At 60.6% G+C, this 22160-nt stretch carries 28 protein-coding genes; 13 read left to right on the top strand and 15 right to left on the bottom strand.

Annotation, left to right across the window (positions count from 1 at the left end):
• Positions 1 to 103 precede the first annotated feature (103 nt).
• From HV744_RS18135 to HV744_RS18120, 4 genes are all read left to right on the top strand, one after another.
• Positions 104 to 1042, top strand: coding sequence for a LysR family transcriptional regulator (locus tag HV744_RS18135; protein ID WP_175150846.1), 939 nt, complete (start codon positions 104 to 106; stop codon positions 1040 to 1042).
• Between the two features lie 167 nt (positions 1043 to 1209).
• The gene (locus tag HV744_RS18130; protein ID WP_175150845.1) at positions 1210 to 1539 is read left to right on the top strand and encodes a hypothetical protein; all 330 of its coding nucleotides are present in this window, start codon (positions 1210 to 1212) and stop codon (positions 1537 to 1539) included.
• Positions 1540 to 2043: 504 nt separating this feature from the next.
• Entirely contained in the window at positions 2044 to 2205 is a 162-nt protein-coding gene (locus HV744_RS37390; protein ID WP_246279095.1) for a 4a-hydroxytetrahydrobiopterin dehydratase, read from the top strand.
• A 49-nt stretch (positions 2206 to 2254) separates the two neighbouring features.
• On the top strand, positions 2255 to 2518 hold the full coding sequence (locus tag HV744_RS18120; protein ID WP_175150843.1) for a hypothetical protein: 264 nt from the start codon (positions 2255 to 2257) through the stop codon (positions 2516 to 2518).
• Positions 2519 to 2632: 114 nt separating this feature from the next.
• Here HV744_RS18120 and HV744_RS18115 read toward each other — a convergent pair whose 3' ends face one another.
• The 4 genes from HV744_RS18115 to HV744_RS18100 all read right to left on the bottom strand — a co-directional run bounded on the left by HV744_RS18115 (position 2633) and on the right by HV744_RS18100 (position 5357).
• Positions 2633 to 3163, bottom strand: a complete 531-nt coding sequence (locus HV744_RS18115; RefSeq protein ID WP_246279094.1) for a UTRA domain-containing protein — start codon at positions 3161 to 3163, stop codon at positions 2633 to 2635.
• A 120-nt stretch (positions 3164 to 3283) separates the two neighbouring features.
• Complete coding sequence (locus HV744_RS18110; RefSeq protein WP_175150842.1) at positions 3284 to 3685, bottom strand: hypothetical protein; 402 nt, start codon at positions 3683 to 3685, stop codon at positions 3284 to 3286.
• Between the two features lie 139 nt (positions 3686 to 3824).
• Entirely contained in the window at positions 3825 to 4439 is a 615-nt protein-coding gene (locus HV744_RS18105; RefSeq protein ID WP_246279093.1) for a glutathione S-transferase family protein, read from the bottom strand.
• A gap of 30 nt (positions 4440 to 4469) precedes the next feature.
• Positions 4470 to 5357 carry an SDR family NAD(P)-dependent oxidoreductase gene (locus tag HV744_RS18100; RefSeq protein ID WP_246279092.1) on the bottom strand — a complete coding sequence of 296 codons (888 nt, stop codon included), beginning with the start codon at positions 5355 to 5357 and terminating at the stop codon, positions 4470 to 4472.
• A gap of 117 nt (positions 5358 to 5474) precedes the next feature.
• On the opposite strand from HV744_RS18100, the gene HV744_RS18095 reads away from it, so the two are divergent.
• The gene (locus tag HV744_RS18095; RefSeq protein ID WP_175150841.1) at positions 5475 to 6407 is read left to right on the top strand and encodes a LysR family transcriptional regulator; all 933 of its coding nucleotides are present in this window, start codon (positions 5475 to 5477) and stop codon (positions 6405 to 6407) included.
• 550 nt (positions 6408 to 6957) lie between these two features.
• Positions 6958 to 8079 (top strand): porin, encoded by a 1122-nt coding sequence (locus HV744_RS18090; RefSeq protein WP_175150840.1) that lies wholly within the window; start codon positions 6958 to 6960, stop codon positions 8077 to 8079.
• Between the two features lie 515 nt (positions 8080 to 8594).
• On the opposite strand, the gene HV744_RS18085 is transcribed toward HV744_RS18090, so the two are convergent.
• Positions 8595 to 9062 carry a DUF4440 domain-containing protein gene (locus HV744_RS18085; protein WP_175150839.1) on the bottom strand — a complete coding sequence of 156 codons (468 nt, stop codon included), beginning with the start codon at positions 9060 to 9062 and terminating at the stop codon, positions 8595 to 8597.
• A 378-nt stretch (positions 9063 to 9440) separates the two neighbouring features.
• Positions 9441 to 9728, bottom strand: coding sequence for a DUF1330 domain-containing protein (locus tag HV744_RS18080; RefSeq protein ID WP_175150928.1), 288 nt, complete (start codon positions 9726 to 9728; stop codon positions 9441 to 9443).
• A 422-nt stretch (positions 9729 to 10150) separates the two neighbouring features.
• Between HV744_RS18080 and HV744_RS37385 the strand changes: the two genes are divergently transcribed.
• Together HV744_RS37385 and HV744_RS18070 are read left to right on the top strand one after the other, a co-directional pair.
• Complete coding sequence (locus HV744_RS37385; protein WP_246279091.1) at positions 10151 to 10423, top strand: alpha/beta hydrolase; 273 nt, start codon at positions 10151 to 10153, stop codon at positions 10421 to 10423.
• 264 nt (positions 10424 to 10687) lie between these two features.
• Positions 10688 to 11155, top strand: coding sequence for a CBS domain-containing protein (locus tag HV744_RS18070; protein WP_175150838.1), 468 nt, complete (start codon positions 10688 to 10690; stop codon positions 11153 to 11155).
• A gap of 242 nt (positions 11156 to 11397) precedes the next feature.
• Here HV744_RS18070 and HV744_RS18065 read toward each other — a convergent pair whose 3' ends face one another.
• The 4 genes from HV744_RS18065 to HV744_RS18050 form a co-directional block, all read right to left on the bottom strand.
• Positions 11398 to 12702: a hypothetical protein gene (locus HV744_RS18065; RefSeq protein WP_175150837.1), complete on the bottom strand. Its 1305-nt coding sequence runs from the start codon at positions 12700 to 12702 to the stop codon at positions 11398 to 11400.
• A gap of 148 nt (positions 12703 to 12850) precedes the next feature.
• Positions 12851 to 13324, bottom strand: a complete 474-nt coding sequence (locus HV744_RS18060) for a YbhB/YbcL family Raf kinase inhibitor-like protein (RefSeq protein WP_175150836.1) — start codon at positions 13322 to 13324, stop codon at positions 12851 to 12853.
• 58 nt (positions 13325 to 13382) lie between these two features.
• Positions 13383 to 13541, bottom strand: a complete 159-nt coding sequence (locus tag HV744_RS18055; protein ID WP_175150835.1) for a hypothetical protein — start codon at positions 13539 to 13541, stop codon at positions 13383 to 13385.
• Between the two features lie 136 nt (positions 13542 to 13677).
• Positions 13678 to 14583, bottom strand: coding sequence for a sigma-70 family RNA polymerase sigma factor (locus HV744_RS18050; RefSeq protein WP_246279090.1), 906 nt, complete (start codon positions 14581 to 14583; stop codon positions 13678 to 13680).
• A gap of 131 nt (positions 14584 to 14714) precedes the next feature.
• On the opposite strand from HV744_RS18050, the gene HV744_RS18045 reads away from it, so the two are divergent.
• Complete coding sequence (locus HV744_RS18045) at positions 14715 to 15023, top strand: hypothetical protein (RefSeq protein WP_175150834.1); 309 nt, start codon at positions 14715 to 14717, stop codon at positions 15021 to 15023.
• A 62-nt stretch (positions 15024 to 15085) separates the two neighbouring features.
• Here the strand turns inward: HV744_RS18045 and HV744_RS18040 are convergent, their stop codons facing one another.
• The gene (locus HV744_RS18040; RefSeq protein WP_175150833.1) at positions 15086 to 15826 is read right to left on the bottom strand and encodes a FadR/GntR family transcriptional regulator; all 741 of its coding nucleotides are present in this window, start codon (positions 15824 to 15826) and stop codon (positions 15086 to 15088) included.
• Between the two features lie 339 nt (positions 15827 to 16165).
• Here HV744_RS18040 and lhpI point away from each other — a divergent pair, with 339 nt between their 5' ends.
• The 3 genes from lhpI to lhpH all read left to right on the top strand — a co-directional run bounded on the left by lhpI (position 16166) and on the right by lhpH (position 19356).
• On the top strand, positions 16166 to 17089 hold the full coding sequence (gene lhpI / locus HV744_RS18035; protein ID WP_175150832.1) for a bifunctional Delta(1)-pyrroline-2-carboxylate/Delta(1)-piperideine-2-carboxylate reductase: 924 nt from the start codon (positions 16166 to 16168) through the stop codon (positions 17087 to 17089).
• Between the two features lie 104 nt (positions 17090 to 17193).
• Entirely contained in the window at positions 17194 to 18315 is a 1122-nt protein-coding gene (locus HV744_RS18030; protein WP_175150831.1) for a branched-chain amino acid ABC transporter substrate-binding protein, read from the top strand.
• A 33-nt stretch (positions 18316 to 18348) separates the two neighbouring features.
• Positions 18349 to 19356: a trans-3-hydroxy-L-proline dehydratase gene (lhpH, locus tag HV744_RS18025; RefSeq protein ID WP_175150830.1), complete on the top strand. Its 1008-nt coding sequence runs from the start codon at positions 18349 to 18351 to the stop codon at positions 19354 to 19356.
• Between the two features lie 244 nt (positions 19357 to 19600).
• On the opposite strand, the gene HV744_RS18020 is transcribed toward lhpH, so the two are convergent.
• From HV744_RS18020 to nthA, 3 genes are read right to left on the bottom strand one after another with little or no spacing between them, the layout of a single operon-like run.
• On the bottom strand, positions 19601 to 19969 hold the full coding sequence (locus HV744_RS18020; protein ID WP_175150829.1) for a nitrile hydratase accessory protein: 369 nt from the start codon (positions 19967 to 19969) through the stop codon (positions 19601 to 19603).
• Positions 19962 to 20633, bottom strand: coding sequence for a nitrile hydratase subunit beta (nthB, locus tag HV744_RS18015; RefSeq protein ID WP_175150828.1), 672 nt, complete (start codon positions 20631 to 20633; stop codon positions 19962 to 19964). Before nthB ends, HV744_RS18020 begins: the two co-directional genes overlap by 8 nt.
• A complete protein-coding gene (gene nthA / locus HV744_RS18010) occupies positions 20630 to 21298 on the bottom strand; it encodes a nitrile hydratase subunit alpha (RefSeq protein WP_175150926.1) in 669 nt (222 codons plus the stop codon). The genes nthB and nthA overlap by 4 nt, the downstream gene beginning before the upstream one ends.
• Here nthA and HV744_RS36800 point away from each other — a divergent pair.
• Positions 21233 to 21427, top strand: a complete 195-nt coding sequence (locus tag HV744_RS36800) for a hypothetical protein (protein WP_217469141.1) — start codon at positions 21233 to 21235, stop codon at positions 21425 to 21427. The two genes, nthA and HV744_RS36800, sit on opposite strands and share 66 nt — an antisense overlap.
• Here the strand turns inward: HV744_RS36800 and HV744_RS18005 are convergent, their stop codons facing one another.
• On the bottom strand, positions 21428 to 22132 hold the full coding sequence (locus HV744_RS18005; RefSeq protein ID WP_175150827.1) for a Crp/Fnr family transcriptional regulator: 705 nt from the start codon (positions 22130 to 22132) through the stop codon (positions 21428 to 21430).
• Between the last annotated feature and the right edge of the window lie 28 nt (positions 22133 to 22160).

Raw genomic sequence — 22160 nt, 5'->3', positions numbered from 1 at the left:
TTGTTCAGGGCTCGCGAGCCGACATCGGCGTGACTTCTCTTCTGCAGGCGTAGGTGTACCATGGCCTCACGCGAGCGACTATTCATCACAATGTTGACGGGCTATGAAGCAGAACTTCACAGTCAGGCAGGGCGCGCTCGACGGCGTGGAGGTGTTCCTGAGCGTCGCCCAGCATCGCAGTTTTCGCCGGGCAGCCGCGGAACTCGGAGTGACGCCGTCGGCCGTCAGTCAGACAGTGCGTGTACTTGAAGCGCGCATTGGCGCAGCCCTCTTGATACGCACCACGCGCAGTGTCGGCCTGACCGAAGCCGGCGAACGGTTTCTTTCGCACGCAAAGCCTGCCTTCGAGGAGCTTGTCGCCGCTGGTGAGGTTGCGCGCGGACTGGGGCAGCGGCCCGCCGGACTATTGCGTCTTTCAGTGCCGCGCGCGGTGGTGCCAATCCTGCTGGAACCACTGCTTGCATCGTTCTGCCAGGCTTATCCCGAGGTCGAAGTGGAGATCGCCGCAAGCAACGAGCTGATCGATCTTGCCGCGCAAGGGTTCGACGCCGGTATCCGGCTGGGTCAGTTCGTCGACGCCGACATGGTCGCGGTGCCAATGACGCCACCATTTCGTTTCATCGTCGTCGGCAGCCCTGCCTATTTCGCAGCGCACAGCCGGCCCAGGCGCACGGACGATCTGCGCGAACACGCATGCTTGCGATGGCGGCGATCCAGCGGCGCGCTCGCGCTATGGTCATTCAACGACAACGGCCACGCGATCGAGATCGCCGTATCCGGCCCCCTCATCGTCAGCGATTTCCCCACCATGCTTGGCGCGGCAATCGAAGGCATTGGCCTTGCCCAGCTACCTGAGCCGATGGCCGCTGAAGGGTTGGGAGCGGGAAAACTGGTGCAGGTGCTGGAGCCGTTTGCGCCGGTGATACCGGGCGTGTTTCTCTACTATCCAGGCCGCCGGCAGATCATGCCGAAGCTGCGCGCCTTCATCGATCATGTGAAGAGCCGCCCGGCAAGCCATGGCAAAGTCCCCGATACAAAGTGACTATTGGCGTGCCGGGTTGCCGCAACGAGGCTGATGTTTTCCTTTATGTGGACGTCATTTCGGCGCAGCCTCCACTTCCCTTCAGGGACGCACAAGAGCACCGCTGCCATGGCTCTCGTGTTCGCAATGGGATTACACTGAAAGAGTAATGGAAGCAGGAGAAAGCCATGACAAACTCTGACCCCCAAAGCACCTTCCGAGGGCTGCCGCTTACTGGAGAGCAGGACGCGGAAGTGAGGCACTACATAAAGGTCCGAAAGCAACGTGGTCTGCCGTGGGACACGCAGGAACTGAGCGCGATGCTCAAGGACATGCTGCGGCCCCCACCCCCAGATGATGGTGACAGCAACGACGATGTCGACGCCCCGGCAGACGAAACGAAAGCGGCCGCCGAGCGCGCAATGGCGTCGGTTGACGAAGCGATGGACCCCATCGAGGCGAGTGAGGAGCGCAATGCGGCCATGGAGTCGGAAAGCATGAAAGGGCCCAGGCGGTAGAACCGCCAGCAGCGATGCTTGCTTCCACGTAGCGCCGCGGGGGGGATGACAAAGCGGGCGTCTTCGATAGGCATGCGTCGCTTCATGCCGGCCAACTTACCTGGTTAAGCCAGGTTAGTTAGGATGCACGAGAAACCAACCAAAGACTGCGACCCGCAGGGACAGGATCGCCTTGTTTTGTTCACCGTTGGGCGCTCAGGTGTTGTCCCGGGTACAAACCACCAGTTTGTGGTGCGACACTCTCCGGGCGACTCGCCGTTCCACGGTGCGGTTGCCCTGCACATCAATGGCCGGCTCAACCAGAATGGAGCAGAACATGCATCGCCACTTCTATCTTGCGGCTATTCCTGCTGCCTTTGTTGCTGGCCTGTTTGTGTCTCACCTGAGCGCGCCGGCTCAAGCTCAGGCGCCAGACGGCAAGCTCACGGCGCAAATCATAGACCTGGTGGCGATGACCGATGCCGATCTTGGCGCACAAATTCCGAACATGGGGCCTCCGAGTTCGTGGCCAGGGTTTCGCGCCTTGCCGACGCCGAGGGACACTATCCCGACATCTGTTTTGGCTGGGGCTGGGTCACCGTGTCGCAGCAGACCAGGAAGATCAAGGGCCTTCACGAAAACGACATCATTATGGCGGCGAAAACGAACGATCTTGCCGGATTGTAAAGCAACGGATGCCCAGGTTGCGGGCTGACGCTTCAACGCGAGGTTGAACATGGATCAAACGAAACTGACTGCCCACCTTCCGACGGTCGATGTGCAGATCACCCGAAGGACCCACCCCGAGCAAGGTGCCGAAACCATCACCATTCACATTACTGCGGCACCATCATTCGACGCGGCAGCGCAATGGCTCCTGCACGCGAGTCTGTTTCCCATCGCGCCCCCGCTCTCGCTATGGGCCGACGTCATGCGAGCCTGGCAGCCGTGGTTAGCGGTCCGTGCCGGGTCGAGCCCGTCGTTGCCAGAGCCCGACTAGCGGCATCTGGCCGGCAATGTGGCCGCGCTGCGGACTATCAACTGTCACCCAGGACGCGCATAGCGGACACCGAACGCCGTCGTATCGCATCCCCGATCTAACCGTCGGAGCGTTTCAGCCGCATCGAAACCGAGAAACGTTCCGCGGGGTGTACGCTGATCGACACCTCGAACGTTTCGCCTGTCGAGTCGAGATAGCGTAGCGCCGCACGATTTCCAGCGCGGCAGTCCCCTTGCCGACCTTCAGCCGTTCCGCCATCTCCTCCGAAATTAGCGCGCCATGCACGTCCTGCTGAATTTCCGCGATGCATCGACCGTAACGCGCTTCGATCAATGAACTGATCAGCATATCCGGCTGCTCTCGCGCCGCTTCCGCGACTTCCGTGTAAGCCGGGTCAATATAGACATCGGTCCAGCCCACCGGCGGACTTTCCCTGTCGCCGTCGATTCGCAAGCTGGAAACGCGCAGCCATCTCGAACCGTTTGCGCATTTCAGCGTCTTCGCGAGCTTGCCGGTCGCGACGATCTCCTCAGTCGACTGCACCAGACGCAAATGCTCGGAGCCGACACAACACGCACGCCGACAGCTGGATCTGACCTCTACATCCTGCGAGCACATCGCCGATGAGCCGAGATTCAAATTCATCCGCCCATGCGTCTATGGGCACAGCGCGTCATTCATCGCGTGCTCGGTCAGCGCAATGCGCTGCATCAGCTTCACCGCGCAATTGGGGCGAACCTGGAAGTGCCGGGCCATAGCGTGCGTTCATCCGCGCCCGGTTTGCGGCGTGATCCGCACGGATCTGTGAAGCAGATACACCACGAAGAATTGGAGGACGGCGATAAAGAGTGGTCCAGCGCATTTCCCCAGATCATGCTCGAACAGACCGATGCCGGCATCCAGCAATTGCATGGCGCCGGCGAGCGCACCTAAGATCAGCAACGAAGGCGCCGCCTGCTTGAAGATCGCCCCCAATGCGAACAAAGCGAGAGGAACTGTGCGGGCCGCCGCGTACATCGCCAATAGCAACGACGCCTCCGTTGGAACGGATTCCGCAGGGACCAGGTATTGCGGACGACTGATCGCCGCGATGGAAAAGCCGCTCGCGACCAGGACATTGATTGCCGTGACCAGCGAAGCCAGCCGCATCGCCTTTGTTGTTGTCATTTATTCCTCTCTCTTATCGCGGCACCCATTGCTGACCTCCGCGTCATGTTGTCAATTTTCCTGGACGTTACGGCGATCGTGTTTGCAGGTTGATCACACTTGCGACCTTCCTCGAGCGCGAACGGGCCATCCGGGATGTTTAGAGATGCGGCACAGTAGACGCGAACGCGTCGATCTTCATCGCGCGCTCGGTCAGCGCCGCCAGGCGAGGAAAGTTCTTCGCGGTGACGTGATCAGGAAGGACAAACGTAGACGCCGCCTGATAGCAGATGGCGGTCATGATATCGGCCTGGCCGAACTTGTCGTTCACGAGCCAGCCGTCTCCGGTCTCCTTTTCGAGCAACGTCAACCCGATGATCGCCTGTTCGGCGAGGCCCTCAAACACGGATTGCAGTTGATGCTCTTTCGGGCGAAGGGTTTCGTCGTATAGGGAGCTGAGCTTCGGGTAGATGTTCATGCCGATTCCCAGGAGCTGCAACGCCCGGAAACGCGCCGGGCCTGACGGTGGGATGAGCGCCTTCTCGGGCCCGACCATTTCATGCAGCACGTCGATGATGCCGCTGCTATCGATCATGGTTTCGCCGTTATCGAAAATAAGCGCCGGCACCTTACCCATCGGGCTGTAGCGACGAACCTCGTCTTTATCGGTGTAGGCGTTGAGGTTGAGATGCTCGAAAGGAATGCCGAGCAGTTTCATCGTAATAGCAGTCCGGCGCGTAAATCCAGAAATCCAGGGGCCTACAAGCTTCATCATTTTCTCCATGTGACGGTTAGTGTCAAAGCATCAGAACGATTCTTTGAACGGGCGGACGTCCAACTCGTGCGTCCAGGCGGAGGGATGTTGGAGATGGAGCTGCCAATAAGCCTCGGCGATCGCCTTGGTATTGAGCATGCCGTTCTCGCCGAGCTGCTCGAAGGCGCCAGGGAACAGCGATCGCACCCGGTCGCCGTCGATCGCGCCGTCGACGACGACGTGCGCGACATGAATACCCTGTGGCCCGAACTCGCGCGCCATGCTCTGCGAGATCATGCGCAGACCCGCCTTGCTCGCAGCGAAATGGGCAAAACCAGGCATGCCGCGAAGCGCCCCCGTGGCCCCGGTGAAGAAGACGGAACCGCGACCGAGCGGCACAAAACGCCGCGCCGCCTCACGGCCCACCAGAAAGCCGCCAAGAGTGTTCATCCGCCAGAAGTCCTCGAATGTCGAGGCATCCATCTGCCGAAAATCGATCTTCAGGTTCTTGCCGGCGTTATAGGTGACCAGGTCGGCGGGAGCGCCATCCTCGTCGTTGGTCATTGCGGCATCGAACAGCCCAATTACATCCTCTTCCTGCGTCGTGTCGATCGCATAGGCGGTCGCGCGGCCACCGTTTCGCCGGATCGTGGCAGCAACCTTCTCCACTTTCTCGAGCGTGCGTCCGGCGACCAGGACGTGACGATTGTTGGCCGCGTAGCAACGGCTTATCGCCGCCCCAAGACCATCCTCGGCACCGACACCCACGACTACGGCCTTGGCACGTGACATAAAGCCCTCCTTTTCCTCGATTGGCGGCTGGGCCACCCGGCCCAACCCAACATAAAAGACAATGCCGATCACCAGAGCAGCGGCAAAACCGCTTGCGGCACGAGTGACCTGCTCGGGTCCAATCGAAGCGCCGTTTAAGTTCGTCAACGATTGCGATGGATGAACAATACCTGGCGCGTGCAAAGGGATAAACCGCTGCTACGAGTCCACATTGTTTCTTCTGTGAAACAATGCAGGCGGGTTGGGAAAGCGAGGAGTCGGATCGTGGACAAGTTTCAGGCCATGCAGGCGTTCATTCGAGTGGTCGAGAGCGGGACCTTCACCAAAGCTGCACAGATGCTCGATTTACCCAAGACGGCTGTCACCCGTCTGATCGCGTCGCTCGAAGCCGAGTTGGGCACGAAACTGCTCAACCGGACAACGCGCAAGGTGTCGACGACGGCGGATGGCGCCGCGTATTATGAGCGCGCGCTGCAGTTGATGAGCGATCTCGCGGAGCTCGAGGGCTCGATGTCGCGTGCGAAGAGCAGCCCGCGAGGACGCCTGCGTGTCGATCTGCCTGTGCCGTTAGGTCTGTCCGTGATCCTTCCTGCGTTACCGGCGTTCGTCGAGCGTTATCCGGATATCGAGTTCGAGTTTGGACTCAGCGACCGCCCGGTCGACCTCATTGCAGAGAACGTCGACTGCGTCGTGCGCGCGGGGGAGATCTTCGATCAATCGCTCGCGGCGCGACAGATCGGCGCCGTCAGGCAGATTCTGTGTGCGACGTCGGCGTACTGGGACAAGCACGGGCGGCCTTCGCATCCGTCGGACCTCGAGCACGGCCATGTCGTCATCCGAACCATCGCTTCGCGAACCAACCGGCCCTTTCCGATTGTGGTAACGAAAGATCGTGAACGTGTGGAAGTGCAGAATCGGCGCGGACTCACCTCGAACGACATCATGGCGTGTCTGACCATGAGCCTGGCCGGGCTCGGTGTCGTACACGCGTTGACGTTTTCCGCCACTTCACACCTTCGAAGCGGCGCGCTCGAAGCCGTCCTGAACGACTGGGTATCGGATTCCGTTCCTGTTTTCGTCGCGTATCAGCCAAACCGGCACTTGAGCACGAAGGTTCGCGTGTTCATCGACTGGCTTGCCGCACTGTTTGCGAGCAATGAATCAACCGCGAAGAGCCAGCGCAGCGCGAAGACGTAGCGGATGCCAGCTGTCGGCGCGGCATAGTGGGTGCCTATGACCAGGATCGGCTGGTCGGCCCGTCTACCCCCTCGCCGAAGCAGGGGAAGGTCTGTTCATGGCCGGCGCCGCGAGTCGACGGAGCCGTGCGCCGTTAATGCTTCCACGTGGGCCAGCAGTCGACCCATCACTGCCCCTCGCCTAACTACCACCAACGTCCAAACCTCGAAGGATTTCAGCCACTCACGCCTGCGATTCGAAGATTAAGACTTGCAGTCAGGCATTGCGTTGCCGGATCGATGTGCACCAGGTGTCATTTCAGATGTGCGCATGCCGGCTAACCCCGAGATCGTCGCTTCGATTCAACAGTGACGCGTCCGAAGGGATGAATCACACAGTCACTGTGCCTTTGCTGGCAGAGATGTCAGCAGAATTGTGACAAATTTGTGGCGAATTATCTCAAGAAAACGTAACGGTCCTATCCGGACCGGAAATGACGTGGTGCTACTCCTGCGCGCTTATACTCGCCCCGCTGTTTTCTGACTCAATCTCAACACGCTAGAGCCAATTCATGAAGAAAATTCCCGTCGCCCTCGCTGTCTCCGCTGTGCTTGCCACTTCAGCCGCCCATGCACAAAGCTCGGTCACGCTGTACGGCCTCATCGACGCTGGTATCGCCTATACGAATAACGTTGGCGGAAGCGGCCGAGTCGCACTGGCGAGCGGCAACATCAGCGGTAGCCGCTTCGGCCTGCGCGGTTCAGAAGATCTCGGTAGTGGCCTCAAGGCTATCTTCGTGCTTGAAAATGGTTTCAACGTGAACAACGGCACGCTCGGTCAGGGTGGCCGGATGTTTGGTCGACAAGCCTATGTTGGCCTGACCAGCAACGAGTTTGGCACCGTCACGCTGGGGCGCCAGTATGACTCCATGGTCGATTTCGTCTCACCGCTGTCGGCCACGGCAGGCACGTTTGGTGACTCGGGTTTTGCGCACCCGTATGACAACGACAACCTCCAACATACCGTTCGCTTCAATAACTCGGCCAAGTTCAGCAGCCTCAACTATGCCGGCGTCAAGTTCGGCGGCATGTATGCGTTCAGCAACAGCTCGAACGGCTTTGCCGTCAACCGTGCATACAGCGCGGGCGCAAGCTACGACTATGGTTCGTTGAAGGTGGCTGCCGCTTATCTGCAGATTAACGGTTCAGGCGCTTCGAATGCCACTGGTGCCGCTGACCCGACTGAGTTTAGAGGCGGCCTGACGTCGGACGTGCAGCGTACGGCCGGCGCCGGTTTGAGCTATGGGTTCGGCCCTGCGGTGGTCGGCTTTGTCTACACGCACAGCCAGTTCCAGGGTACTAGCGCGTTCGGTCTGAAAAACGGTTCGGCTCATTTCGATAACTACGAACTCAACGGCAAGTACGCAGTTACGCCGGCACTTAATCTCGGCATTTCGTATGCATACACGGATGCACATCTGGACGGTGCGACCTCGTTCGGTGCGGATCCGAAGTGGAGTCAGGTCAACGCGATTGCGCGGTACTCGCTATCGAAGCGTACGGAGCTGTACGCAGAAGCAATGTATCAGCACGCAATAGGCAACAAGAACGTCGCCTTCCTGTACAACGCCGGCGGCGCATCGTCGACGGGCAATCAGGTCATGGGCTCGGTTGGCATGTTGACCCGCTTCTAAGGCGGCCCGACGCAGAACGGTTTTTTCCTGTGTCAGGGCGCAACAGCAGTGCGCGCCGGCAAGAACACCCGTCGGCGAAAATTCATCTGGGCGCGACCGATACGGCTTGATTGAAAAGGCCGCGTCCAGATGTGCCGGGACTCTCGTCGCGGGTCCAGGCGAAGCGGTAGTCATGGCGCAGTGAATGCGGAGAAAGCGTCCGCTGATACTTCCGCCAACGCGACTTTCTCTCCGTAATATTTGGCCCGTCCGGATGGACGGGCTTTTTTTTCGACCGGGTACAGGTGAGCGGGTCGCCATCCATCGATACCTCGCATTGGCTCTTTCTATAATTGATACTGCCTTATTACACAAAGATTGGCCGGAAGAACTCGACTGCCGAGTAATGCCGCCGCAGACGGCAGTGCAGCCGCGATGATCCCGCACCCGCGGAAAATCAAATTCAGATGCTGGCAACAACAAGCAGGAAAGTCAGGGTTGAACGCTGGCGTATTGCCCTTTGCCAACTATGTCGCTCAGTTGCCTTCTGGCAGTTTCGACGAATGATGGCTGGTAATCAGCCATTTGTGCCCATTCCACTCATAGGTGAACGTATAACGCGCCTTGACAACTGAGCCGTCTGCATACTTGAACGAGTAGAGCCCCGCGTCGATCGCTGTATTGCATTCGATCATGATGTTGCGGAAGTCGATGGTGCCGACCGGTTTGTTTTCGAGAAAATGCCTGAAATAGTCGACCTTCTCATCAACGGTCAAACGCGGCTTGTTCGAAACGGTCGGCAACAAGATTGAGCGCGGCGCGTAGTTCGCCACGACCTTCTCCGGGTCGCCAGTTTTCAGCGAATCGTTCCAGCGATCGAAAAGCGCAGCAATCTGCTTGTCCGATGCGGGATGGCAGGTTTCGGTCCTCGCGAACACGCTGTCGTGGACGACAACCACAAGCACTGCAATAGCTACGAACGATCTTGGCAGGCAGATATTCATGAGCGCCTCCCTGCATATCGAATGAGCTTTCGGCGAAGCGCCACAGCATTGGGGGCCGTCTGCAATTTTATAGCTCAAAATGGCGCTATTTCCAACCAGCGCCGGTTTCCCCGCGCGAAATACTCGATAGCGTCACAGCAGCGTAACGTTGTTCGGATGCTCGTCAGAGTCTCGTTATCGGCGCCCACCAGCCATTCGCCGAAACAATCCGAGCGTCTCTTCCTGACCCGAGGGCGGCCCGACCCGCACTGGACCTTCAGATGCCGCACACGCCACGCATGACGTGTGCTTGCCGACGAAAGACTGACGCTCTCCTGCCGCGTCAGTCGTAGGCCAAGGCCGACTGAGTTCCACGCGCCCGATCGTCGCCGCCTTTCGTCACACGCCTTCGACGAGAACGGCGCGATAGCGCGCGCCCTTGAACCGGTGCTGCGCGACCTCCTGATACGCCGGGCTGTCGTACCACGCACGCGCGGCCGCCGTCGACGGGAACTCCACGATCACGACGCCCTGTGGCGCGTCGCCCTCAAGGACCTGCTGAGGTCCGTAAGCAGCAAGAATCTTGACAGGATGACCATTGAAGGTCTCGCCAACCTTACTTTGGTAGATGTCGAGTTCGCCCTGATCCTGCGTGGTTTCCTTTGTGAAGACAATATAAGCCGCCATGGCGTGCGCTCCCGCAGTGGTGTGAAGGTGCGCACGATGATGCCATGAAACCGCGTTCGACCTCGATACGCAGCGCTGGTGCATTGTCGAGCCGTCCTTGTGCAAAAGAACGACGACAACAATGGAGACCGCCGTGAGATTGATGGCCGTGATCACCACCCTTTTTGCCCTTGTTGCCGCGCCTGCCCTCGCCGCCGAGGTCGGCTTCGAAGAGGTGAAGATAGCGTCTTTCGGAGATCGCCCCGTATTGCGAGGCCCACCCGGAGCATGACCTGTGCGCGGCCCTGAAGCATGCCGGCGTCGATCCCCATTTCGGCGCGGATGTTCCCGCCAGCGCGTGGATCCACGATCCGCGCATCAAGGCCGTCGTCATCGCCGCGCCCGCATTCGGATTCAGCTTCGGCCGCGCAGGGCTAAGCAGCGTGCACGCCCCGATCCAGCTCTGGCGAGCAGCCGACGATCGCCATCAGCCACATCCCTACTATGACGAGGCGGTACGCGCCGACCTGCCCCGAACGCCCGAATATCACGTGGTCGCCAGCGCAGGCCACTATGACTTCCTGCCACCCTGCAATGCGCGCCTGTCGCGGAAGACGCCGGAAGTCTGCAACAGCCTGCCGGACTTCGACCGCGCGGCGTTCCATGAACGATTCAACGCCAATGTGGTGCAGTTTTTCCAGGCAATGCTGCGATAGGAAGCTTCTCGTCTTTAGTGTGCTGGCACCGGGCGTCATGGGATCCTTGCTCGAACTTGCGGTTGCTCTGGTTTGACGCCCATGAAGCGGACTACACTTCAATTCGACACTGATTGAAAAATGGGCAGGCAAATAACGGACGTGGAACACAATGGCCGAAATTTTGCCCGGTGACTACGCAGGTTCTGCGGACGCCACCCTTTCTTCGTGAGCAGATTGATGGCACTGGCATGCGCAAATGCCGGTCCTCTACAGGAGACGACCATGAAAAAGGAGAGAAAGACGGCTCGGCAAATTCTGTCTGAGAACCCACGCGAGGTGATCTCGGTCGGCCCCGCTGACGCAGTGCTAACCGCGCTGCGTCTGATGGCCGACAAGGATGTCACCACCGTGTTGGTGTTGCACAGCGGCAATCTTGTCGGCATCCTGTCCCAGAAGGACTACGCCCGCAAGGTCGAACTGGCCGGCCGCAGCGCCGCCGAGACGAAGGTCGGCGACATCATGACTACCCAGGTGTTTTACGTCACGCCCGAGCACACCTGTGAACAGTGCCTGGCGTTGATGCACACCAGGCGGATCCGGCATCTGCCGGTCATCGATTCCGGACAGATGATCGGTGTGCTATCCAACAGTGACGTCCTCGAAGAACTGATTCAGGAGGACGAACATTTCATCAGCGTTCTCGAGCATGACATGCTCTACCTGACCATCGATACCGGCGGCGCCTATTAAGCATTCGCGCGCAACGAGGCATGAGTGTGGCGCCGCCTCCAATCAACCTTGGGTGATCCCAGCCAGCCTCGCCGTCCAGAAACGCCTGACCACTCTCAATGCGTTCCACAGTTGCTGAGCCGCTGGCCGGCGACGACGATTCACCGGTCGTCGTGCGGCGACGCGCTGGGCGTGAACGACAGCGAAAGCTGTCAGCTTGAACATCGCCGGGCATAGCGGCGGAAGTCGCTCACGCGCTGGACTTAATCGTCGTCATCCTCATGGTGATGAGTTCTCCAGCCTTTGTCGCGCCAGTGCCGGCGGTCCCGGTACTCGCCCTCATAGGCGTAGCCGTATTCAGCAGGCGCTGTCGCGTAAACGTAGACAACAGGCGCTGACCCGTAGGCGACTGGAGGATTCTGGCGAACGAGCGGAGGCGCTTCGTAGACGAGGGGTGGTGGTGCGTCATACGCAGGAATGTGCGGCGTCCAGTGGCGGCGACTCTGCGCGGCAACATAGCCCGCTTGATCCGGCCGCTCCGCAGGAGGATGCGGAACGGCATGGTTCTGAAACGCGGCGGAAGACGCAGGTGAGGCGAGTTCAGCACGGTTAACTGCGGTTCCGCCAGCCGGAGGTGACGAGGATAGCGCGACACGAGGGGGCGAAGGCGTTTGTTGCGTCGACGAGCTTGGTCCGGCGATGGCGAGCGCCGGCCGCGCGCTCGTCACCACGTGCGACGCCGAATGGCTCCGATTTTGCGCGGCAAGATGGCTCGCTTGATCCGGCCGCCTGGCAGCCAATTGCCGTGCGGGTGCATGCGGAGAAGGTACGGCGCGGTGATGGAACGCAGCGGAAGACGTGGAAGGAGCGAGCTCCGCACGGGCAACCGCGGTCCCGCGAGCAGGCGGCAACGATGGCCGCGTGACACGAGCGGACCACGACGTTTGTGGCGTTGGCGAGGCCGGTCCGGTGATCCCGAACGACAGCGGTGCGGTCGCCATCGCTTTGACATGGGCGAGCTGATCACGGTTGAGCCAGACGCCATACACGAAGGTACCCGTGGCCGCGACGGCCAGCGCGCTCGTCGACATAACCCAAAGTGCTCGCCGCCCGAATCGCACATGCAGGGCGGCGGGCGCTGCAATACGCTCAAGACCGGCGTTCACATTCGGACTGCCCGCACCCGCACGGGGCAACCCGGCCGGTCCGGATGCGGCAACAGGCTTCGAGCCGTTTCGTCTGATGCTTCGATAAACCGCGTTCGCCCGGGCGAGAAGCCCAGGGAACCGCTTGAGAAGGATGATGAGAGAGACGACGAGACACATCAGCGTGTTGGCCAGGTTCATCCAGAACATCTGATTCGGAATGCCCCGGCTCATTTCGAGGAGCGTCAGTGCGAACGTGCCATTGCTGAGCGCCCAGCTTCCCCAGCTCAAGAGGCTGTAACTGCGCACGTCGGCTCCTCTCGCCAGCAGTTTGCCGATGGTCGGAATGTAAGTGAGCACGCGTGCCCCGTTCCAGAAAAGGAACATCGCGCTAAGCACCTGGACGTAGAGGTCGTGAGACATCTCGACTCCTCACTGTGCCGACGGTGATCCGCATCGGCCTCGTCAATCACATGACTCTCACACGCTCGCAGTCCGTGCGCAATACATGAAGTCGGCGCCACTGGATTTTATTCGTCATCAAACTCGATTCATGAAACGACACCATCGCTCATCGCTTCTGATAGGTGCCGATAAGTTCGGCGTGTGTTAGTACGTGCCCCCGCATCGCCTTTTCGAGCGCGGCCTTGCTGGGGCTTTTCAAATCGGGCAGCACGGTGTCGAGCGCATACAGTTTGTGGAAATAGCGGTGGCGTCCCACGGGGGGACAGGGGCCGCCGTAAGCGGCACGCCTGAAGTCATTGGTACCTTCGAGCGTACCGCCCGGCAAAGCTTGCGCAGTAGCGCCATCGGGCAGCCCGGTTGCCGTCGGCGGGATGTTGTAGAGCACCCAATGTACCCAGGTCATTTTCGGCGCGGCCGGGTCCGGTGCGTCAGGGTCGTCGACAATCAGCGCCAGGCTTTTTGCGTTCGCGGGCACGCCGGACCACTCGAGCGGCGGGGATACATCGGCACCCTCACAGGTATGCCGCGAGGGAATCTCGCCGCTCTGCCGGAAGGCTTGCGACGTTAGCGTGAGGGTCATGGGGTGCTCCTCGGCGGCACAACTGTTTGATGCGGGCTTTTCACTGTGCGATGCGGCATCAATGTTTGTGCCGGTGCAGCCAACCCATATGGTGCGTATCAAGCCAGTGGGCCATCCCCTCTTCCGGGTGATCGCGCCTGTACCGTTGCGCCACCATGAACCCGGCGACCAACAAGACCACCAAGCCGACAACGAAGTAGATCATAGACTGAGTCATGGCAGCCTCCTTATTGGGTCGCGACCATGCTTATATTCTAGGTCGGCGCTTGCCGAAGTGGCGTGCGACGAGCGCACATATCCGCAGATCGAACGACAGCTTGCCGGCGCGCATCGTGCGGACGCTCGCCCCTACGTCACACGATTTGCACCGTGAGGCTTTCCACGACATAGGGAGCATATCGAAAGTCGCGAATCGCAACGATACGATCTTCGACCCAGTCAAGCAGGATCACATAAGCGATATCGGCGCTCGACACGTTCGGATCGCGCGCCATCAACACGGGGCGATTCTCTGCGCAGCCGGGGGTGAGCGAGCAACCGAAGCTTTGCTCGTAACGCGTGAAGTAGACCGATACATCCTTGCGCCCGGCGAGACGAGTCCGATTGACCAGATCGAGCCGCACTTCCTCGGAAAGCAGGTCGCGCAGCGCGTCGAAGTCGCGAGCATTGAAGCGGTCGGCATAGGCACGCAGTCGCTCGCGATCCGCCTCGGCCAGGCTCGGCTTCAGGTCGTCCGGAGCGTCGACGAGTTCCCGAAGCCGGGCACGGCCCCGATGCAGCGCGGCCTTGACTGCTGCAAGACTGACGCTGAGAATCGCCGCCGTCTCAGTCAGCGAGTAGCCGAGAACATCCGTGAGCACCACGCTCGAGCGCTGGATGGTTGAGAGATGCAGGAAATGGGCAAGACTTGCCGTTGCCGCCACTCTCGCATCGGCTTGGGCGCCGTGATCCGCCAGATTCGACAGCGTTTCGTCGGATTCCGCAAATCCCTGCCGCTTGCGCCGGCGCAGGGCGTCCAACGCTGCGTTATGGGCGATGCGCAGCAGCCAGCCTTCCGGGTGCTGAATCTCGCCAGCAGTCGGCAAGGCCTGTATCGCACTGGCCAGTGCGTCCTGGACGACGTCTTCCCCCTCGAAAGCCGAGCCGACCATGCGTGTGCAGTATCGGTGCAGCCGCGGGCGCACCTGCGCCATCAATCGTGCCAATCCATCCGGGTCCAAGGTTGCAGCCTCCTTCTTGTCGGACCACCCAATCTTCAATAGACGCTCCGGGCAGAGAAAAGGATTCGGCGACCAGAAAAAATTCAAGACCGGGAATCCTTTGGATCGTTTGCGTCGTCTTTCACTTTATCGGCGCACATCGGTGCCGAGCCCATTGAAAGGAAAACATCATGCAACGAGTTACCTTGGTGCGCTACGTAGTCAAACCCGACCAGACTACCGAAAACGAGGCGCTATCGCGGGCGGTGTTCGCGGAGCTTCGGGCGAGGACGCCCGACAAGATGGCTTACGCACTGTTCAGAAACGGCCCGGAGTTCGTCCATGTTTTTGTGAATCTGGTTGCAGACGATTCGGCTGTGTTGACGGAGCTTCCGAGCTTCAAGGCGTATGCGAAAGATATCACCGCGCGCTGCGAGACCGCACCGGAGGTGACACGGTTGGGTCTTGATCTTCTAGAGTCCTACGGTTTGTCAACGTGACGAGGATGGGTTGAGCCTGAATCGGATGGACCAACGGAACGCGGAACATCGGGACTATGAGGCTACCGCGGAGCGATGTCTCTCTGCACCCGATGGATGTGCTGTTCGACATAGAACGCCGCAGCATCCGCGTTCCCGGTCACGATGGCTTCATAGATCAGCCGATGTTCGGCGACGTAGAGCCGGATCCGCGTCGGGTCATAAATGCCGTCGTCTTTCAGTCGCTTCCAGAGCGACTGGTCCATCGTCGCAGCAATTTCCTCGGCCAGCTTCGCGAGCAACGCGTCGCCCGTCATGACCGCGAGTTGACGATGAAAAAGCCGGTCACTGTTATTCCACAAAGCCCGCTGTTCAGGATCGGCCACATCGGTCAACGTTTCCATCTGCGCCAGATAATGCTCGGCCAGCCGGTCGCGCTTTTTACGCGCGGCGGCGCGCCGCGCTATCGCGGGTTCGAGAATCAAACGCACGTCCAAAGTCGCCGAAGGGCTGAAGTCGGATGCTTCCGTTTCCGCTGCGTTGGTCGTCGCGGCGGATGCGAGGATTTGCCCCGCAGTCGAAGCGACGTAGGTGCCTGAGTTGCGCCGGGTGACGACGAGACCTTCATTCTGTAGCGCGCCGATGGCCTCGCGAACCGCCGGCCTGCCGACGCCAAAACGTGCTGCCAGTTCTCGTTCCGACGGCAATCGCGCATCCGGCAGAAACACCCCGGAGCGGATCGCAGCCCGAATCTTCTCCGAGACCTGCTCGTAGATCTGCACTGGGCGGAAGTTGCTCTCGAATTCGATGTGGGCTGAAGCCATGTCGTATTTGGCGGGACGGGTGTGGTTCCCAAATATACCAAAATCTCGCGATGATGACCGCCCGCCCGCGAAGCCTTGCGCCAGCGAAAGTGTCCAGAATTGGTTCTAATGCGGTACATCTTGGTGTTGCCGCCTTCCAATTATGGTTTATCCGTAGACCAAAATCATCGGCTATCTCTGAAATTGGCTTGTTATCTGATTATTAGTGGTTTAGATTCCGTCCAGAAGCCAACATCAACGCCTCAGGCCGGACACATTGCAAGCCAGCTCGAATTGGACAGATTTTCGTCCAGTTTCGTGCCAGTGGGTGCGCTGAGCGTTCTCTTATAAGTGAGCCGAATGACTGTCGTAACCACCCGGAACTTCGACGCCCAGGCGACCGCCGAACTGCTCGACTACCCGTCGCTCGTGAGGGTTCTACGGCAGACCATCGTCGAATATGGCGCAGGGAAGATCGTGAGCCCCGAGCGCATGGTTGTCCCGCTGCAGGAAGGCGGCCTCATGCTGTCGATGCCTGCCAGCGCGGAGGACATCGCCATCCACAAGTTGGTGAACGTGTGTCCGGCGAACGGAAAGCGCCAGCTTCCCACGATCCATGGCCAGGTCATCGCATGCGACGCACACACCGGCGAAATGCTCTTCGTGCTCGACGGGCCGACCGTCACGGGACGCAGGACTGCGGCCGTCACCGTGCTCGGCATCCAGACGCTGCACGGCACACAGCCGCAGGAGATCGTCATCATCGGGACAGGCAAGCAGGCCGCCAATCACGCCGAAGCTCTGTCGGCCACATTCCCGCGAGCGAGGCTCTATGCGAAGGGAAGCTCGCACGCGTCCACCGCGGTATTCGTCGAGCGAACACGGCCGTTGGCACCGAATCTCTTCGCCCTCGATGGCGGGGCGATTCCGGACAGCGTCGAAGTCGTCATCACGCTCACGACGAGTCGATCCCCCGTCTACACGGAGCCTGCCCGACCGGGTCGTCTGGTGGTCGGCGTCGGCGCCTTTACGCCGGATGCGGCGGAAGTCGGCAAGGAAACGGTTGACGGCAGCTTCCTGATCGTCGACGACCCTGCCGGCGCCAGGCACGAAGCCGGCGATCTGATCCAGGCGAAGGTCGACTGGAGCGCGGTTTCCGCGCTTGCCGACGCCCTTGCTGGCGAACTGAAGGCGGACGCGCCAATATTCTTCAAAACGGTTGGATGTGCCGCCTGGGACCTGGCCGCGTGCCGCGTCGCCCGTCAGGCGCTGGCCATCCGTTAGCCAGATTGACCAGCTACCCGAAGCACCCCCGCATTCTCGAAGTCACGTCGTGCACCGGCCAGACTGGCATGGTCTGGTCTCCTCTTAGCCCACCTGGAGTTCGTATGCGCTGTCTCGCAACAATCGTGGCCGCTGTCGTGGCCGCTGGATTTACCCTGTCCGCCAACGCGCAGGTCGTCGTCACCATCGGTCACTCGGCTCCGCTTACCGGGCCGCAAGCACCGAACGGCAAGGACAACGAGAACGGCGCACGTCTCGCGATCGACGAGCTGAACAAATCGGGCGTCACGGTTGCAGGTCAGAAAGTCACGTTCAAACTCGATTCGCAAGACGACCAGGCCGACCCGAAAATCGGCGTGCAGGTCGCACAAAAGCTGGTCGACAGTAGCGTAGTCGCGGTTGTCGGACCCTACAACTCAGGCGTCGCCATTCCGGCGTCGCGCGTGTTCAATGCGGGTGGCGTGCCGATCCTGCCGGTCGCGTCCAACCCGGCACTGACGAAGCAAGGCTTCAAGAACATTTACCGTATCGGCGCGAGTGATGAACAGCTCGGCGGCACGATGGGGCAGTTCGCGGCGAAGACGCTGAAAGCCAAAACTGCGGCAGTCATCGACGACCGCACGGCGTATGGTCAAGGCGTCGCCGAACAGTTCGTCAAGGTTGCCAAGGCGAACGGCATCCAGATTGTCGATCAGGAGTTCACCAACTCTTCGGCGACCGATTTTCTCGGCATTCTCACCACGATCAAGGCCAAAAATCCGGACGTGATTTTCTTCGGCGGCTACGCGGCACAAGGCGCGCCGATGGCGAAGCAGATGCGTCAGCGCGGCCTTCGGGCAAAGCTGCTGGGCGGCGACGGGATCTGCTCGGCGGACATGGGCAAGGTCGCGGGCGATGCGGCGTCCATCGTGTACTGCGCGCAAGGCGGCATTGCGCTCGACAAGACGGCGGCCGGCCGCGAGTTCCTGCAGAAATACAAGGCCGCCTACAACATCGATACGCAGGTCTACGCCGTCAGTTACTACGACGGCGTGAAGATGCTGGCCGACGCGATGGTGAAGGCCGGTACAACGACCGACAAGGCGAAGCTGACCGCCCAGCTTGCCAAGGAAAACTACAAGGGCGTCGCCGGCACGTATTCGTTCGACGAGTACGGCGACCTCAAGGGCGCACCGACGACCGTATACGTGATCAAGAACGGTCTGCCGGTTCCGTACGTCCAGTAACAGCAGTCGACCCACTGACTTCACGAAGCAAACATGAAAATCTCCCGCACCATCTCGACTGTCGAAGTCCACACCGGCGGTGAAGCCTTCCGCATCGTCACCAGTGGTCTGCCGCGGCTGCCCGGCGACACGATCGTCAAGCGTCGCACATGGCTGAAAGAGAACGCTGACGATATTCGCCGCGCGCTGATGTTCGAACCGCGCGGCCATGCCGACATGTACGGCGGCTATCTGACGGAACCGGTTAGCCCGAACGCCGATTTCGGCATTATCTTTCTTCATAACGAAGGCTACAGCGACCACTGCGGCCACGGTGTCATCGCCCTTTCGACCGCAGCGGTCGAGTTGGGCTGGGTGCAGCGTCAGATACCCGAAACGCGCGTCGGGATCGACGCGCCGTGCGGGTTCATCGAAGCGTTTGTGCAGTGGGATGGCGAGCATGCGGGCAACGTGCGCTTCGTCAATGTTCCGTCGTTCATCTGGAAACAGGACGTCACGGTTGAAACGCCGTCGTTCGGCAAGGTGACTGGCGACATCGCATTCGGTGGCGCGTTCTATTTCTACACCGATGGCGCACCGCACGGACTCGAAGTTCGCGAGTCGTCGGTGGAAGAACTCATCCGCTTCGGTGCGCAAGTGAAGGCGGCCGCCAACGCGGCGTTCCCGGTCAAGCATCCGCAGATCCCGGAGATCAACCACATCTACGGGACCATCATCGCCAACGCGCCCCGCCATGCCGGTTCGACGCAAGCGAATTGCTGCGTCTTCGCGGACCGTGAGGTAGACCGTTCACCGACCGGTTCCGGTACCGGTGGCCGTGTTGCGCAGCTGTACCTGCGTGGACAGTTGACAAAGGATCAGACGCTGGTCAACGAATCCATCATCGGCACCGTGTTCAAAGGGCGTGTGCTGGGCGAGACGACTGTCGGTGACTTCAAGGCCGTCATTCCCGAAGTCGAAGGCAACGCTTTCGTATGCGGCTTCGCGAACTGGATCATCGATGAGCGGGATCCTTTGACGTACGGGTTCCTCGTTCGATAGACCGATTGCAGCAGCGGTGCCAGGTTGGCGCGTGGGTGTGAGAAATCAGCCCTTCGCGCCTTTTTTATCAGCGGGCGCACAACGGCACGGCCCCACGCGCACCGACGTTGCAGCAGCAATTCGTCCTCTAGTTGAACATTTCTGGCCGCAAGTCGCTCACCTCGATGATCACATCGGCCGTTCGTGACGGCTTTCCGACCGGCGCTTCATGGCCCAACCCCGCCGCCCGACAACCCGGCGACAGCTACCCGAGTTCGATCGCTTGCCCGTGCGGCGTTTTGCGTGCAGCGGCGTCCCACGCGCGCCGCCGTTGCAGGAGCAATTCGTGAGTCACGAGTCCCTTAGCCGTAGTGATGCTCTCCAACGCGCTCAGCCAATGACTGTAGTAAGTGTCGCCATGGTCTGCGTCGCCTGCGGCCTGCGCGGCGCGGATCGCTTCGTTCAGGCATCCTGCCCATTCCGCCCACGTGAACATGCCTCGCTGGTGCAACGCGAGCGTCATGGCAAACGCCTGCGCTTCCCACGGTGCATTGAAAACCGGCCCTGAGTCATCGCAGGGCAATGCAGTCAAAGTAGCGCGCAGTTCCGACAGATTCCGCTGGGTGTCAGTCATTTCGGGCAGGCGACGCTTCGAGATAGGGTTCCCAGCAATCCACGCACACCGACGCCGCGGTGGTTTCTGCCCCCCACAGTTCGGCGGCATCGAAGCGCACCGTATAGAGCCACTGCGGCTGCTCGCCAAGTCCGATCGCGTTGGCGTCGGGATAGACGTGCGCGCCATGCACGGCGACAATGCGCCCCTCTCGGCCGCGGCAATAGCGCGGCAAACGAGTATGCGTGGACGGATTCATTTGACGGGCCCGTACCGCGTCGCCGACGCCAAACCTTGCTGGGGTGGCAACGGTGCGATTGACGGGGCTGCCCCGCAGCAGCGCCGCAGTGACCTCATTGGCCATCAACACGCGGGGGACAGGCGCCGCCGCAGTCCTCGACTCGCCAGCCTCGATTTCCTCGCCCGCGGCCAGCCCGGTGCTCAGCACGAGCTTCCTGAGCCCTTCGAACCAGATTTCGTAGTAGCTGCTGGCGAGGTATTGCGCAGGCGGCAAACTCTCGCGGACGGCACGAGACATATCGATGTTCCACTTGCCGACGGCGCCCATTGCGAGGGTTATCGCCAGCACCCTGCGCTCCCAGTCAGCGTGAAAAGGCGAGGCGTCGTCATCCGGGCGAATCGGGCCGAATGCCTGCATGCCGCCCAGGTCTTGTGCGCCGTTCATATGGCCCCCGGCTTCGATTCCGGTGTCTTCGGCAACCCTGTGCCGATCATCGAATCACGTGTTACCAGTTCTGCCAATGCCGCTTCGGAAAAGTCACCGGTTCCGGGCGGCTGCATGGGCAATACCAGATAGCGAACCTCCGCGGTTGAGTCCCACACGCGAAATTCGACATCCGCGGGCAGTTCGAAACCGAACTCCTTCATGACGCCACGCGGATCGATGACAGCCCGCGAGCGGTATGGCGCCGACTTGTACCAGACCGGCGGAAGCCCAAGCACCGGCCACGGATAGCACGAGCACAGTGTGCAGACCACCATGTTGTGGACGGCGGGCGTGTTCTCCAGCACGACCATGTGTTCGCCCTGCCGGCCGGTGTAGCCGAGTGATGCGATCGCCGCGGTCGCGTCGTCGAGCAGCCATTGCCTGTACGCCGGGTCGCGCCAGGCCTTGGCGACCACACGGGCGCCGTTGCGCGGCCCGACTTTGTGCTCGTAAGTTTCGATCAGCAGTTCCAGCGCGTGGGGATCGACATAGCCCTTCTCTACCAGCAGGGATTCCAGAGCGCGAACCCGCAGGTCCATTTCCGACAATGCACTGCCATGTTGGCCGTGAGTGTGGTCGTGTGGGAGTTCGTGATGGCCGTCTTCAGCTTCGCTACCGTTCATCGCAATTCGCCAGGAACAATACTGAACAAAGTCAGTATGGTTTGTGCGGGGAGCAAATACAAACTTCTGGTGGACAGCCGCCATCAAGCATTCGCCGCCGAACCGCCGCTTGACGAAACGGCGTGGTAGTCACGGATCAGGATCGCCGAGACTGGCTGCACGCAACCGGTCGAAATCCAGAATGGCGATTTCCCCCGACTTCAGGACCAGTATGCGTTGATTTTCGAGGTTCCTGAGCAGCTGATTAGTGGTTTGTCGCGACAGCGACACCATTGAAGCGAGACTGTCCTGCGAGATTCTTATTCTGCTCTGCGGGGCGTTGAGACCGCCATAACCTCCGGCGATCACCAGCAAACGATTCGCCACGCGCTGCGCCGCGGGCAACAGCGTCATCGCCTCAGTGTTCTCGAACGAAACCCGCAGCCGTTGCGCCATCAACAGCGCAAAATCACGCCAATAGCGGGGCGTGGACTCCAGCACGCTTTGCAGCGCGATCTCGGGCACGTGAAGCAAAAGTGTCCTGCTGACGGCGGCGGCATCGTTCGGACGTGGCAGCCCATCGAACAGCGAAATCTCCCCCAACCATGCAGTCGGTCCGAGCACCGCGAGCAATGCCTCTTTCCCGTCCACCCCGACTGTGCCGATAGCGAGTGCACCGCCCAGCACGGCGTACAGGCCATCAGACGGTTCGCCACGCCGATACAGGAATTCGCCCCTTTCCAGCGTGACCAGGCTGGCATGGCTGACCAGATAGTCCCGCAAACCGATAGGCAGGCCGCGGAACCACGGTGTGGTTTCGAGCTGTGACCGGTAGCGCTGCTGGCTGGATTCCATCGGTGTGTCGACTTGTCGGGTATCTGAC

Source organism: Paraburkholderia ultramafica (genome assembly GCF_902859915.1).
GTDB lineage: Bacteria > Pseudomonadota > Gammaproteobacteria > Burkholderiales > Burkholderiaceae > Paraburkholderia > Paraburkholderia ultramafica.
This window is presented reverse-complemented; position numbering and strand designations above follow the sequence as displayed.

Bases quoted from the DNA above. Each gene is read 5' to 3' on its own strand.
- HV744_RS18040 (WP_175150833.1), bottom strand. From the start codon at position 15,826: ATGGCTTCAGCCCACATCGAATTCGAGAGCAACTTCCGCCCAGTGCAG.
- HV744_RS18105 (WP_246279093.1), bottom strand. From the start codon at position 4,439: ATGATGAAGCTTGTAGGCCCCTGGATTTCTGGATTTACGCGCCGGACT.
- nthA (WP_175150926.1), bottom strand. From the start codon at position 21,298: ATGAACGGTAGCGAAGCTGAAGACGGCCATCACGAACTCCCACACGAC.
- HV744_RS18020 (WP_175150829.1), bottom strand. From the start codon at position 19,969: ATGACTGACACCCAGCGGAATCTGTCGGAACTGCGCGCTACTTTGACT.
- HV744_RS36800 (WP_217469141.1), top strand. From the start codon at position 21,233: ATGTTGGCCGTGAGTGTGGTCGTGTGGGAGTTCGTGATGGCCGTCTTC.
- HV744_RS18090 (WP_175150840.1), top strand. From the start codon at position 6,958: ATGAAGAAAATTCCCGTCGCCCTCGCTGTCTCCGCTGTGCTTGCCACT.
- HV744_RS18065 (WP_175150837.1), bottom strand. From the start codon at position 12,702: ATGTCTCACGACCTCTACGTCCAGGTGCTTAGCGCGATGTTCCTTTTC.
- HV744_RS18130 (WP_175150845.1), top strand. From the start codon at position 1,210: ATGACAAACTCTGACCCCCAAAGCACCTTCCGAGGGCTGCCGCTTACT.
- HV744_RS18120 (WP_175150843.1), top strand. From the start codon at position 2,255: ATGGATCAAACGAAACTGACTGCCCACCTTCCGACGGTCGATGTGCAG.
- HV744_RS18080 (WP_175150928.1), bottom strand. From the start codon at position 9,728: ATGGCGGCTTATATTGTCTTCACAAAGGAAACCACGCAGGATCAGGGC.
- HV744_RS18110 (WP_175150842.1), bottom strand. From the start codon at position 3,685: ATGACAACAACAAAGGCGATGCGGCTGGCTTCGCTGGTCACGGCAATC.
- HV744_RS18060 (WP_175150836.1), bottom strand. From the start codon at position 13,324: ATGACCCTCACGCTAACGTCGCAAGCCTTCCGGCAGAGCGGCGAGATT.
- HV744_RS18055 (WP_175150835.1), bottom strand. From the start codon at position 13,541: ATGACTCAGTCTATGATCTACTTCGTTGTCGGCTTGGTGGTCTTGTTG.
- lhpI (WP_175150832.1), top strand. From the start codon at position 16,166: ATGACTGTCGTAACCACCCGGAACTTCGACGCCCAGGCGACCGCCGAA.
- HV744_RS18045 (WP_175150834.1), top strand. From the start codon at position 14,715: ATGCAACGAGTTACCTTGGTGCGCTACGTAGTCAAACCCGACCAGACT.
- HV744_RS18030 (WP_175150831.1), top strand. From the start codon at position 17,194: ATGCGCTGTCTCGCAACAATCGTGGCCGCTGTCGTGGCCGCTGGATTT.
- HV744_RS18085 (WP_175150839.1), bottom strand. From the start codon at position 9,062: ATGAATATCTGCCTGCCAAGATCGTTCGTAGCTATTGCAGTGCTTGTG.
- HV744_RS18115 (WP_246279094.1), bottom strand. From the start codon at position 3,163: ATGAATTTGAATCTCGGCTCATCGGCGATGTGCTCGCAGGATGTAGAG.
- lhpH (WP_175150830.1), top strand. From the start codon at position 18,349: ATGAAAATCTCCCGCACCATCTCGACTGTCGAAGTCCACACCGGCGGT.
- HV744_RS18070 (WP_175150838.1), top strand. From the start codon at position 10,688: ATGAAAAAGGAGAGAAAGACGGCTCGGCAAATTCTGTCTGAGAACCCA.
- nthB (WP_175150828.1), bottom strand. From the start codon at position 20,633: ATGAACGGCGCACAAGACCTGGGCGGCATGCAGGCATTCGGCCCGATT.
- HV744_RS18005 (WP_175150827.1), bottom strand. From the start codon at position 22,132: ATGGAATCCAGCCAGCAGCGCTACCGGTCACAGCTCGAAACCACACCG.
- HV744_RS18135 (WP_175150846.1), top strand. From the start codon at position 104: ATGAAGCAGAACTTCACAGTCAGGCAGGGCGCGCTCGACGGCGTGGAG.